Genomic DNA, 12,825 nt, shown 5'->3' with positions numbered 1-12,825 from the left:
TTCCGGGAGCATGGACGACTGGCGGTTGGCGAGGCCGACGCTTTATCGCCGAGGGCTGAGCCGGGAAAGGCTCGAGCCGTCGTGGCCCGACGCAGCACAAGCATCAGCGCGGGGCGATGGGGGCAGCGCTAACCGCACTCGCGGGCGCGAGCCGCCGTGCGCTCAAGCCGCGATTGCGAGCCGGTTTCTGCCCCGGTCCTTGGCTCGATAAAGCGCGGCATCGCTGCTTGCAACGCGTTCTCGAGGGTGGTGGTCGCGCCAGCCGCCGCAAGACCGACGCTCACCGTGGTTCTGACCTCCTCGCCGCTCGGCGCCTCTACGATGGCCGCTGCGAGTTGCGCTCGCACGCGCTCACAAGCCTCTTGCGCCTTCTCAAGGTTCACCCCGCAGAACAGCACGCCGAACTCCTCGCCCCCGAGACGAGCAACAGTATCGTTCGACCGGACATTCGCGCGGAGAATGTCGGCAAAGGCCTGGAGGATTTCATCCCCGGCCAGGTGACCAAAACGGTCATTGATTTGCTTGAAGTGATCAAGGTCGAACAGGGCAACATAGCTTTGCGAGCCCGCGTCTTTCAGATCCGTGGTGACCTCGTCATAGGCCGCGGCGAAGACACGCCGATTGGGCAGACCGGTGAGCGGATCGGTCGATGCAGCTCGCGCCAGGGTTAGCTCGCGGGCCTTGCGGCGTGACACTTCGCGGACGACGTTGACGGTTCCGGTTGCCGCTCCGCTCTCGTTGCAGATCGCGCGGGCGTGGCTTTCGAACCAGGCCAACGCACCGGATGCCTTCCGCGCACGAAACTCGAACATCACCGTAGCGTCGGGGTCGGCCATCGCGTTTTTATGAGCGTAGGTGATGCTGTCGACGTCCTCCTTCGCGACAATGTCGCGGGCGAAGCGGCCGGTCACGCTTGCAGGGGTATACCCGGCGATCTCGGCTAGTGACGGAGAGGCGAAACGAATAGTGCCATCCGCATCAACAGCCATAATGATCTCGCCACTGCGGTCGGCGATGATTTTGTGGAGCGCGGCACCTTCCTGAACATCTGAAAATAGCAACTTACGCCGCTTCAACTCGGTCGCGGCCGGCAAGGCGATGAGGGTCGCGACCACCAGGTACAATTGGAACAGCTGCAGCTTGGTGCCAATCTCAGTACCCGGAGGCGTGATGGGTCCAAGCCCTTCGGCCGTGCACACGGTCCCCACGGCCGTCAAAACGAGGAGCGAGATCGCAGCGCCAAGCCGGCCAAGCCGGAACACCAGAAGCATAAGCGGAACGAACGGCACATAGAGCAGAGGAAAGCGGGTGGCGAACGCGAGCCCCGTCACGGCCACCATCAGAGCCGTTAGCGCCGCCGCCTCCAGCGCCTCCCGGCGATCGACCTTGCGCGCCCACCCCAAAATGTCGCCACCGATAGCGAGCTTCACGATTGGCATGACCGTTAGAGTCCCGAGCGCATGGGCGCAGAACCAGCTGAAGATATTGGGCCTGATTGGGACGCCCGCCGCAAAATGCGCGAGTACGCCCGCCGGGGCGGCGGTCAGCGCGGGAACGACCAAGCCAGCGACGATGACGAGAATGCAGAGCTCGCGCACGGAAGTCAGGTGCGTCGGCACCGGTTCGAAGCGCCGCATCAGCCAGGCGATCGCCGTGCCTTCGAAGATGTTGGTTATAGCGAGCGGCACTGCGACGCTCGCCCCCAATCCCTGCAGCGACGTCGCCGCTGCACTCGCAATGGCACATGCCGCCATGCGCAAGACCCATGATCGCTTTGGCCGGTACCGCAAGTCCACCGCGAGGAGCGGGGTGGCGATCCACAGCAGGGCGACTCCGCCGTTTAAGCGCGTATAGCGGACCGCGAGAAGGGCTGCGACGAAGTAGCCGAACCCGAGGAGCAATGCTTGCGGCGCCTCGGACCGCCACCGTTGAACCATATCCTTGTTGAGCGACATGGCGGGAGGCTAGGCCGTAATAGTTAACGACAGTTTAGGCGTTCGGGACTGACGGGGTGCTCACCAGACGCCGGCGGTTTCCGGATCAGGTGCCTGTAGACTCTTGGTAAGCAGACCAAGGAGTCCAGCAGAACCCGAAGCGGCTCGACCTGGACGTCAACCAGCGGCGCCCCGTTGGGGGGCAGCCGAAACGAAAGTTCGCGGATCAAGGTTAATCATCGATAGTCCATTCTCACCAGACCATGAGTTTAAGGCAGGTAAGATGGCGATCGCGGCGGCTCCTATGAGCGACCGGCCCCAGCCTTCGTCTCGGCCACATACGATCGGCGCCCCGGAAGATGTGGCCGTCGCAGACGAGCCCCTTGGCCAACCGGGCGCGATGCGCCTCGATGTCCAACGAAGTTAGATATTCGACGGCGGGCTGCGGCAGCAACGTACGTTTCGCGCCCCACTCCCGTCAGTGTCTCGGTTGCGAATGGAAGCCGCTTGCGCCGATCGCGGCCAAGCTTGATCCCCGTCAAACCCATTGCTGAGCGCTCGTGCCACGCTGGTCGGATGGAGGATTCCAGTGCGTGAATTATGATGTCCTGATTGTTGGCGGCGGCCCCGCCGGATTGTCCTTCGCGAGATCCTTGGCGGACCAAGGCATACGTCTTGCGCTCATCGAGCGTCAGGGTCTCGAGAAGCTGGCGGTGCCTGCCGTTGACGGGCGTGAAATAGCCCTGACGCATCGGTCGGTGGCGACCCTGACCCGGCTCGGCGCCTGGGCGCATCTCGGACCCGAGGATATCTCCCCCTTGCGCGAAGCGGAGGTGCTGAACGGCGCGTCGCGCTTTACACTCGCCTTCAACACAGCGGGGACAGGAGAAGACCGGCTCGGGCTACTGGTTCCGAACCGCCGCATCCGTCAGGCGCTGTTTCGCGCGATTGACGGCCAGCCGAGGCTGGACCTGATTACCGGAACGGGCGTGGCATCGGTCGGCACGGATCGGGCCGGCGCACGCGTGACGCTGGCTGACGGGCGCGTGCTCGACGGGCGCTTGCTGGTGGCGGCGGATTCGCGCTTCTCGGCGGTTCGCGAGCAGCTCGGCATCGCGGCGAAGGTTAATCGGCTCGGGCGGTCGATGATGGTGTGCCGCGTCGCACATGAGGGCGATCACCGGGGCATTGCGACCGAGTGGTTCGACCATGGCCAGACGATCGCCATGCTGCCGCTCAATGGCCGGCACTCCTCGGCCGTGCTGACCCTGAGTTCAGGCCAGATCGAGCGGCTGGCGGCGCTGAGCCCCGGAGCGCTCGGGGCCGAGATTACGCGCCGCTACGATGCGCGCCTTGGAGAGATGCAGGTGGTGGAGGGGCCGCATGTCTATCCGCTCGCGACCACCTATGCCCGGCACTTCGCCGCGACCCGCGCCGCGCTGATCGGTGACGCGGCGGTCGGCATGCACCCGGTCACCGCGCACGGTTTCAACCTGGGGCTGCAAGGCGCGACGACGTTGGCGGGATTGGTAGCCGACGCGGCGGCCAGGGGCGGCGACATTGCCTCCTCGCTGCTGCTGCGGCGGTTCGAAGCGACGCACCGGCTCGCGAGCCGGCCCATCTACGCTGCGACCAATCTGCTCGTCGGCCTCTACACTGATGAACGCCCCGCCGCGCGGATCGCACGCCGCGCCACGCTGAGGGCGGGTGCCCGCTTGCCGATGGTCCGCCAGACCATCAGCCGCTTCCTGATGCAGCACTGACCGCGAAACGAGACATTTCATGACGACCAGCCGTATCGCCGCCCCTAACCTTCGCTCTCGGATCATGAGCGCCGAGGACGCCGCGGCGCTCATCACGTCGGGCAGCACGGTGGGGATGAGCGGCTTCACCGGCTCCGGCTATCCCAAGGCGGTACCGCTCGCGCTCGCTGCTCGGATCGAGACGGAGCATGCCGCGGGACGCGCCTTCCGCGTCCGCGTCTGGACCGGTGCCTCCACCGGGCCCGAGCTGGACGGGGCGCTTGCCAAGGCGGACGGGATCGAGTTCCGACTGCCCTACAACTCCGATCCGGTCGCCCGCGAGAAGATCAATCGCGGCGAGATGGAATATTTCGACATGCACCTGAGCCAGGTCGCGCCCATGGCGTGGCAGGGCTTTCTCGGGCCGCTCGATACGGCGGTGATCGAGGTGACCGGCATCCGTGAGGACGGATCGTTGATCCCGTCTTCCTCGGTCGGCAACAACAAGACCTGGCTCGACCGGGCGAGCAAGGTCATCCTGGAGGTGAACCGCTGGCAGAATGCGGCGCTGGAGGGGATGCACGACATCTATTACGGCACCCGCCTGCCGCCAAACCGCGTGCCAATCCCGCTGATCCGGCCGGATGACCGGATCGGCCAGCCCTACCTCGCCTGCGACCCAGACAAGATCGTCGCGATCATCGAAACGGACGCGCCCGACCGCAACCTGCCCTTTGCGGCGCCCGATGAGTCCGCGCAGGCGATCGCGGGGCACCTGATGGAATTCTTCCGCCATGAGGTGGCGATCGGACGGCTGCCCGCCTCCCTGCTGCCGATCCAGTCGGGGGTGGGCAACATCGCCAATGCGGTGCTGACCGGGCTGGTCGACAGCCCGTTCGAGGACCTGGCCGCTTATACGGAGGTGATCCAGGACGGGATGCTTGACCTGCTCGACGCGGGCAAGCTGCGCATGGCCTCGGCCACGGCCTTCTCCCTGTCGCCCGAGGCGGCAGCGCGGATCAACGCGAACATGGGCGCCTATCGCAGCCGCATGATCCTGCGCCCGCAGGAGATCAGCAACCATCCCGAGCTGATCCGGCGGCTGGGCTGCATCGCCATGAACGGGCTGATCGAGGCGGATATCTACGGCAACGTGAACTCGACCCATGTCATGGGTTCGCGAATCCAAAACGGGATCGGCGGATCGGGCGATTTCGCGCGCAACGCCTTTGTGTCGATCTTCATGACTCCCTCGACAGCAAAGGGGGGCAAGATCTCCGCCATCGTGCCCCAGGCGGCGCATGTCGATCATATCGCGCAGGACGTGCAGGTGATCGTGACGGAGCAGGGCCTGGCCGACCTGCGCGGGCTCAGCCCCAAGCAGCGGGCGAAGCTGATCATCGAGCGCTGCGCCCACCCGACCTACCGGCCGATGCTGGAGGAGTATTACGCGCGGGCGCGGGCCGGCTCCTATGGCCAGCAATCGCCCTCGCTGCCGGGCGAGGCGCTGAGCTGGCACCAGCGCTTCATCGAAACGGGATCGATGCTGGCATGACGGACGAGGAAACGGGCGCAGCGAGGGAGCCCTCGCTTTACGACCGCATCGGCGGCGAGCGCGGCGTGCGCGCGATCGTGGAGCGCTTCTACGACCTGATGGAGCATGAGCCGTTATATGCGGACCTCCGCGCCATGCACGATGCGGACCTGCTGCCGATGCGCGTGTCGCTGACCGAGTTCCTCTCGGCCTGGCTCGGTGGTCCGCGCACTTGGTTCGAGGCGCGGCCGGGCACCTGCATCATGTCCATGCACCGCAGCATGACCATCTCGCGCGAGACGGCGGCGCAATGGGTTCACGCAATGAGCCGAGCGATGGTTGAGTGCCAGGTCCAGCCGGCGCTCGGCAGCCATGTACAGCAGGCCTTTCTCCGCATGGCGGGCGTTATGATCCAGCGCTGATGCCTTCTTGCGAAAGCTCGATTGACGCCGGTCAAACTGCTCGAGCGCGAGCAATGGTATCGCGGTCGAAAGACCAGAGCGGACCATGACTGATGAGCAAAGCGAGGACAGCGAGCGGCTCCTTTTGGACGCGTTCGCATCATCTTGACCGGATGACCTTACGAGACTTGGTGGTCGCCTACTTTCAGCATTATACGATCGCCAGCTATCTGGCGCTGACGGGTGGTTCGATCGCCCTGTTTGTGCTCCATCCGGCCGCGTTAGGCCAGACACTCACCACGGTCGCGCTCATTTTGGTCGCCTATCCGCTCGTCTGGTACATCCTCCACCGTTGGGTGCTGCACTGCCACTGGATGTTCAAGGTCCCCGCGCTCGCCGCCGTGTGGAAGCGGATCCACTATGATCACCATCAGGATCCCAACCATCTCGAAGTTTTGTTCGGTGCGCTATACACGACTCTGCCCACGCTGCTGCTCGTGTCAGCGCTTCCGGGCTGGCTGATCGGCGGCACAGGCGGTGCGGCCGCAGGTTTCGCGACGGGGCTTCTCTGCACCTGCTTCTACGAGTTCTTTCACTGCATCCAGCACCTCGCATACAAACCACGCCACAGGTGGCTTGCGACCATGAAGGTCCGGCACATGGAGCATCATTTTCACGACGAGAACGGCAACTACGGCATCACGAACTTCGCCTGGGACCGACTCTTCGGCACACTTTACACGCGTGCTGATCGTCCGGTGAAGAGCGGAACTGTTTTCAACCTGGGATATACGGCGGAGGTTGCAGCGGTTTATCCGAAGGTCGCCGAGCTGTCAGGCGGGGTCGCTATCGGCCATCCGCGGCGGCGACGCTGAGCGTAGACAGGTTCCACTGTGGGTACTCGAAGGAGGGTGCAATGAGCTATAAGTCCATTCTGGTTCATGTCGGTCCTGGCCCTTCGAGCGGTCCATGTCTGGCGACGGCGGAGCAACTCGCCCGGAGGTTCGAGGCGACCCTGATCGGCGTCGCCGCCGAGGCATTCGATCCGCCAGCTACCGGCTTTGAAGATGGTTTGTTGTACCAAACTCTGCGCGAACAGGTTGAGGCCGATCTTGAGACTGCGGGAAAGCGCTTCCGTGACGCGGTTGATGAAACCGGTCTGAAAACCAAGTGGATTGCAATTCCCGGCACGCCCGATCGGGTAATCGCGCTTCATGCGCGCGGGGCCGATCTCATCGTGGCGAGCCGGCCAAAGGATGGCTTCGCCGCTTCGCTGTCGCCGCGGGTCGCCTCGCTGGTGCTCGATACCGCAACCCCGGTGCTCGTGACGCCCAGTCACATCCATCATGAACTGAAGGCGGAGCGCATCGTCATCGGCTGGAAGGACACACGCGAGTCCCGGCGGGCGGTCAGCGACGCGCTGCCGTTTTTGCGCAAGGCGGATCAGGTCACGGTGGCGGCCGTCTGCAAGGAAGGGCGGCCCGACGAAGCGACAGGTCTTGATGAGATTGTCGGGCGGCTCTCGCGTCACGGTGTTGCGGTCGAGGGCAGGCTCGTCCCGCGCAAAGCAATGTGCGTTGCTGACGATCTCGAGGAGGTCGCGCATGAGCATGCGGCCGATCTCCTCGTGCTCGGAGCCTACGGTCACAGCCGCCTGCGCGAATGGGCATTGGGCGGCGTCACCGAAGACCTGATCGATCGCTCGTCCCGCTACATCCTGTTCAGCCATTAACCGCTGGCCGCGGCGGGCAGTCTACCGACCATCATGCGTGGAGGGCACTTAGGATGACCAAGATGAAAGCCGCAGTAGCGCACGTCTTCCGCGCACCTTTGGTGATCGAGGACGTCGACGTCCCGGTCCCGGGCCCCGGTGAGCTACTGGTCAAGATCGAGGCCACGGGCGTGTGTCACACCGATCTTCATGCTGTCGACGGCGATTGGCCGGTCAAGCCCGTTCTGCCGCTGATCCCTGGCCATGAGGGCGTCGGCTATGTGGCCGCGGTCGGCCCCGGTGTTTTCGGCATCAGGGAGGGAGACGCGGTCGGTATCCCGTGGCTCCACGACGCCTGTGGCGTCTGCGAATACTGCCAGACCGGGTGGGAAACGCTGTGTGAGCGGCAGCATAACAGCGGGTACAGCGTCAACGGCACCTATGCTGAATATGCGATCGCGAGTGCGCCCTTTGTCGGTCATCTCCCGCCTAACCCGGACTTCGCGGCTCTTGCGCCTATCCTCTGTGCGGGCGTGACGACGTACAAGGGGCTGAAGGAAACCGAGGCAAGGCCTGGCGAGTGGGTGGCGATCTCGGGCATTGGCGGGCTTGGCCACGTCGCCGTGCAATATGCCAAAGCGATGGGCCTTCATGTCGCGGCGCTCGACGTCTCGTCGGAAAAGCTCGATCTTGCCGGCGAACTGGGGGCGGATCTCGTCGTGAACTGTGCCGAGGAGGGTGCCGCAGAAGCTGTAATCCGGGCGACGGGGGGCGGGGCGCATGGCGTGCTCGTAACCGCCGTTTCACCCGCAGCCTTCAGCCAGGCGATCGCCTGCGCCCGCCGTCGCGGCACGATCGCTCTGGTCGGGCTGCCGCCCGGCGACTTTCCGACACCCATCTTCGACGTCGTGCTGAAGCGCATCACCGTTCGCGGATCGATCGTGGGTACGCGCCGCGATCTGGCCGAAGCTCTCGCCTTCGCCGCCGAAGGCAAGGTGCGCACAACCGTGTTCGAGGAGCCGCTTGAAGCTGTAAACGATGTTTTCGACCGGCTACGGCAAGGGCGGGTTGAGGGGAGAGTGGTTCTACGCCCCTGACCGGCGAGAGGGCGCAGCGCGCGAACAGGGGAAGCCGGCTCCATTGAGGCGTCGCCCATCGGTGGCAGGCCGACGATCTGAAATCACAATCTGGCAGGGGCAACCATGCCGCACCTTATCGATCACCCAGAGATGGATCGCTCCAAGTGAGGCGCCGCTTCCGCTGACGGTGGCCCCGCTTCGGCGTGGGGCCAGACCAAGGCTGCGACCGCGACCGGGGCGTCCGCCGCTGGAGTGCTGACGAGATCGGCCAGCGAATAGCCGCCGAGGACTTGCCAGAACGCGGCACTTGCCTCGCCAAGGATCGGCTCCAATCGACAGCGGCGCACCAGCTTGCACCCTGCACAATCGACTAGGGTCAGGACTCGTTGATCACAGCCAGAAGATGACGGTTGCAGCGAGGGCGACGGCAGCGAAGAAGGCCGTGGGGCAGCGATCGTAGCGAGTGGCAACGCGCCGCCAATCTTTGAGACGGCCGAACATGATCTCGATGCGGCTGCGGCGCCGGTAGCGACGCTTGTCATATCTGACCGGCTCGTTGCGCGATCGCCGGCCTGGGATGCAGGGCTGGATGCCCTTGGCCTGGAGAGCGTCTCTAAACCAATCGGCGTCGTAGCCCCGGTCGCCGAGCAGCCACTGCGCTTTCGGCAGGTCGTCCAGCAGCGCTGCCGCGCCGGTGTAGTCGCTGACTTGGCCCGCGGTCATGAAGAAGCTCAAAGGGCGTCCGTTCGCATCGGCCAAGGCGTGGAGTTTGGTGTTCATGCCACCTTTGGTGCGCCCGATCAGGCGGCCGAGATCCCCTTTTTTACCCGCAGGCTCGATGCCGTGCGGTGCGCCTTGAGGTAGGTCGCATCGATCATGACCGTCCTCGGCTCGCCACCGACCGCAGCCAGACCCTCCATCATGCGCGTGAACACGCCCGCCTCGCCCCAACGCTTCCAGCGGTTGTAGAGCGTCTTGTAGGGCCCGTAGGCGCTCGGTGCATCGCGCCAGCGCAGGCCGTTGCGGTTAACGAACACGATGCCGCTCAGCACCCGCCGGTCATCGACCCGCGGCTTGCCGTGGCTCTTGGGAAAGAACGGCCGCAGCCGCTCGATCTGCTCGTCCGTCAGCCAAAACAGGTCGCTCATCCCCGGTCTCCTCGCGGAGCCTGAATCAGATCGCGACGCTCACATCAATGGGTCCTGACCCTAGACGGTGGACAGGCCCAGCGACGGATACGGGTAGTGCGGTAATCAACCCGCGGATGAGAGCGTGATCAATCGTCGTCGATCAGGCGCCCGCGGCACACCCGCCAAGGTCAATGCGACGCTGGCTTCCTGGCCAGCGAAGGAGTAAACTCGGCCAGCGTCTCGGATGGCAGTCATGAGAGCGTACGCTCGTGAAGACATTCTGCGATGACCCCGCTACGGCGATGTTGCCCGCCAGGGCGGCATAGACGGTAAATCGCGAGGCACGCGCATTATGGCCCAAGTCCGTTTCCACTGTCATTCAACTGCCGGTTTTCAGGGGACACATCACGACCGATAGCGAACGCACACCCTGCGCGCCATGGATAAGCACGCCCTCGATATCGGCCGTCGCGGACGGACCGGTGTGGAAGCTCGCATAGCGATGTCGATGGAATTCCGGGCGGCGATAGGCCTCCTGAAGCGTCGGCACGATGGCGTCCGGCGCGAGCAGCACGACGAGATGCTGCGCCAGATAGGCCACCGCGTTCACGGTCAACGCCGTGTCCGGCAACAGCACGGAGCCCGTCTCGGCCACCCCGAATTCAGCGCGCACGATCGCCACATCCACATCGGCGAGATCATTGGGGGCACTGACCTGGGCGAGATCGCGATTGCCGCGATATTCCGGGACGGCGGAGGCGATCACGTTCGCCTGCGGGAACTGCGCGCGCAATATTCCCTCAATATCGCCCCCCTCGACGCCATGCCCCCCCATCGCTTCCAGATTGCGCAGGAACGGCTCGACCAATCCCCCTTCCGCGGCGAACGGGAAGATCGGCAACTCGGGCAGCGGATGGTCCCCTTGCGGCCGGTTCGCCCGCACCGCGGCAAGTATCGCGTCGCGCGCGCTCACGACGGCTCCTCCTTTCCGCCATTAGTTCGCTCATACCATTGGTGGAAAGTCTCCTTGGGCGCATCCGGCATGGCGCGTCCGCGTGCGGTCCAACTGTTGAGCGGATTGGCGACCATGAAGTCCGGGAGCAGCTTGAGCGCGCCTTCCGCCGTTGCGATGGAAGCGCGGTAAAGTGTCGGATGGGACAAGACCGTCCCGGCCGCTTTCATCATCGCCTGTTTGCTCCAACCGATGTCGTGACTTTCCGCCAGCACCTTGCGCCAGGCGAAGATCTGCTCGTGGATGTTGATCTTCACCGGGCAGACATTGGTGCAGGAGCCGTTGAGCGTGGAGGCAAAGGGCAGGCTCGAATAGCGCCGGCGGTCGAAGGAGGGGTCGAGGATCAGGCCGATCGGCCCGGAATAGGTCGCGCCGTAGGAGAGCCCGCCCGAGCGGCGATAGACGGGACAGGTGTTCATGCAGGCGCCGCAGCGTATGCATTTGAGGCTCTGCCAGAATTCGGGCTCGCCCAGACGCGCCGAGCGACCATTGTCGACCAGCACGATGTGCATCTCCCCGCCGTCACGCGGCCCCCGGAAATGCGAGGTATATTGGGTGATCGGCGAGCCCAGCGCCGAGCGCGACAGCAGCCGGATGAACACGCCCAGATCGGTGATGCGCGGGATCAGCTTCTCGATCCCGATCGAGGCGATGTGGAGCGGCGGCACATTGGCCGAAAGATCTGCATTGCCCTCGTTGGTGCAGACGACGAAGGTCCCGGTCTCGGCCACCGCGAAATTGGCGCCGGTCATGCCGGCGTCCGCCTCGAGGATCAGCGGCCGCGTCTTCTCGCGCTGCTGCTCGGCAAGATAATGGACGTCGTCGTTGGCGGGGTCGGTCCCGAGCTCCCTGGCGAACACGTCCGCGACATCGGACCGCAGCTTGTGGACCGCGGGCACGACGATATGGCTCGGCGCCTCCTCGTCGAGCTGCTGGATGCGCTCGCCAAGATCCGTTTCCACCACCTCGATGCCGACGCTCGCCATGTAATCGCGAAAACCGACCTCCTCGGTCAGCATCGACTTCGACTTGATCAGTCGCCGCGCGCCATGATCGGCGAGGATGCCGTGAACGATGCGGTTATGTTCCGCCCCGTCCCGCGCCCAGTGGACATGGATGCCGTTGGCCTTCGCCTGCGACTCGAACTGTTCCAGATAGTCGCCGAGGTTGGAGAGCGTGTGCTGCTTGATGGTGGAGGCGAGCTCGCGCAGGTCCTCCCATTCGGGCAGGCCATGCATCTGCCCGTCGCGCTTCTGGCGCAGGTCCCAGAGTCGTTCGTCGTGCATTTTCGCGTGACGGGGCGCATCGATGAAGCGCTGCGCAGCCTCATTGTGGTCGACGGGTTTGCGATGATAGAGCTTCGCGCCGCGGGGCTGCGGCTCCGGCGCGGGCGGCTGAAGCGGCCGGGATGTTGCTTCGCCATGGCTCAGACGCTCGCCGCCGCTACCGCGCGCGCCGCCATCGTCGGCCGTGTGCAGATCTTCGTGAAGCAGGGCCGGCAGGCCATCCTCTGCGCGGCGTGGTTCCTCCGATCCGCTCATGCCGCGTCTCCGTTCAGGATCTGGGCGATGTGGCGGAACTGGAGCGGGAGCCCGAGCCGCTCGGCGCACCCCTGCTGGTGCAGCATGCAGCTGCTGTCCGCCGAGACGACATAGTCCGCGCCCGCCATCGCATGGTCGCGCACCTTGTCCTGGCCCATCTTCACCGAGACGGCCGGCTCGAACACGCTGAACGTGCCGCCGAAACCGCAGCATTCATCCGGCCGCGCCTTCTCGACCAGTTCCAGCCCCTTCACCATGCGCAGCAGGTCGAGCGGTTTGGAGGTAGCTGGCTCGCGCCGCTCGGACATGCTGCCGTGGAAGAGGCCGCGCAGCGCATTGCAATTATTGTGGTAGCTCACCTTGTGCGGGAACTCGGCCCAGGGGAAGCCGTCCACCTTGAGCACGTCATGCAGGAACTCGACCAGCTCATAGGTGCGCTCGCGAACATGGCGCACCTCGTCGGTCTGCTCGATCGCGGTCATGTGACAGCGGACCTGATGCGCGCAGCTTCCCGAAGGCACCACGATGTAATCGAAGCCCGCAAAATTGCGGACGAATAGCGCCTCTGTCGCCTTGGCTTCGGCGTGGCAGCCCGAGTTGACCATGGGCTGGCCGCAGCAGGTCTGATCGAAGGGATATTCGGGATCGATGCCGAACCGGCGCAGCAGGTTCAGCGTCGCAATCCCGACCTCGGGTTCGAAGGCGTCGACATAACAGGGCACAAACAATGCGACACGCATA

11 protein-coding genes are annotated in these 12,825 nt (G+C 64.7%); 6 read left to right on the top strand and 5 right to left on the bottom strand.

The genetic code is table 11. From position 1 onward, the window contains the following. Positions 1 to 128: 128 nt before the first annotated feature. Entirely contained in the window at positions 129 to 1,955 is a 1,827-nt protein-coding gene (locus tag GGQ96_RS18555; RefSeq protein WP_184116870.1) for a sensor domain-containing diguanylate cyclase, read from the bottom strand. A gap of 539 nt (positions 1,956 to 2,494) precedes the next feature. Between GGQ96_RS18555 and ubiM the strand changes: the two genes are divergently transcribed. The 6 genes from ubiM (at position 2,495) to adhP (ending at position 8,419) form a co-directional block, all read left to right on the top strand. Next, entirely contained in the window at positions 2,495 to 3,697 is a 1,203-nt protein-coding gene (gene ubiM / locus GGQ96_RS18550; protein ID WP_343059125.1) for a 5-demethoxyubiquinol-8 5-hydroxylase UbiM, read from the top strand. 19 nt (positions 3,698 to 3,716) lie between these two features. Then, positions 3,717 to 5,231 (top strand): succinyl-CoA:acetate CoA-transferase ScpC, encoded by a 1,515-nt coding sequence (gene scpC / locus GGQ96_RS18545; RefSeq protein ID WP_184116868.1) that lies wholly within the window; start codon positions 3,717 to 3,719, stop codon positions 5,229 to 5,231. Continuing rightward, positions 5,228 to 5,632, top strand: coding sequence for a group II truncated hemoglobin (locus GGQ96_RS18540; protein WP_184116867.1), 405 nt, complete (start codon positions 5,228 to 5,230; stop codon positions 5,630 to 5,632). The genes scpC and GGQ96_RS18540 overlap by 4 nt, the downstream gene beginning before the upstream one ends. A 92-nt stretch (positions 5,633 to 5,724) precedes the next feature. After that, positions 5,725 to 6,486 (top strand): sterol desaturase family protein, encoded by a 762-nt coding sequence (locus GGQ96_RS18535; RefSeq protein WP_184116866.1) that lies wholly within the window; start codon positions 5,725 to 5,727, stop codon positions 6,484 to 6,486. A 41-nt stretch (positions 6,487 to 6,527) separates the two neighbouring features. Next, positions 6,528 to 7,343: a universal stress protein gene (locus tag GGQ96_RS18530; protein WP_184116865.1), complete on the top strand. Its 816-nt coding sequence runs from the start codon at positions 6,528 to 6,530 to the stop codon at positions 7,341 to 7,343. Positions 7,344 to 7,396: 53 nt separating this feature from the next. After that, a complete protein-coding gene (adhP, locus tag GGQ96_RS18525; RefSeq protein WP_184116864.1) occupies positions 7,397 to 8,419 on the top strand; it encodes an alcohol dehydrogenase AdhP in 1,023 nt (340 codons plus the stop codon). 372 nt (positions 8,420 to 8,791) lie between these two features. Here the strand turns inward: adhP and GGQ96_RS18520 are convergent. The 4 genes from GGQ96_RS18520 to GGQ96_RS18505 form a co-directional block, all read right to left on the bottom strand. Then, a protein-coding gene (locus tag GGQ96_RS18520; protein WP_184116863.1) for an IS5 family transposase occupies positions 8,792 to 9,549 on the bottom strand; the annotation gives its coding sequence in 2 pieces (ribosomal slippage) (positions 8,792 to 9,216 and positions 9,216 to 9,549; 759 coding nt in all). A 361-nt stretch (positions 9,550 to 9,910) separates the two neighbouring features. Then, on the bottom strand, positions 9,911 to 10,504 hold the full coding sequence (locus GGQ96_RS18515) for a LutC/YkgG family protein (RefSeq protein WP_184116862.1): 594 nt from the start codon (positions 10,502 to 10,504) through the stop codon (positions 9,911 to 9,913). Further along, positions 10,501 to 12,084, bottom strand: coding sequence for a lactate utilization protein B (locus GGQ96_RS18510; protein ID WP_184116861.1), 1,584 nt, complete (start codon positions 12,082 to 12,084; stop codon positions 10,501 to 10,503). Before GGQ96_RS18510 ends, GGQ96_RS18515 begins: the two co-directional genes overlap by 4 nt. Next, entirely contained in the window at positions 12,081 to 12,824 is a 744-nt protein-coding gene (locus GGQ96_RS18505) for a (Fe-S)-binding protein (protein WP_184116860.1), read from the bottom strand. The genes GGQ96_RS18510 and GGQ96_RS18505 overlap by 4 nt, the downstream gene beginning before the upstream one ends. Position 12,825: the final 1 nt, after the last annotated feature.

It is taken from the genome of Sphingomonas abaci, assembly GCF_014199625.1.
GTDB classification, from domain to species: Bacteria; Pseudomonadota; Alphaproteobacteria; order Sphingomonadales; family Sphingomonadaceae; genus Sphingomonas; species Sphingomonas abaci.
The sequence above is the reverse complement of the archived record's forward strand: the minus strand, read 5'-3'. Positions and strand labels throughout refer to the sequence as shown.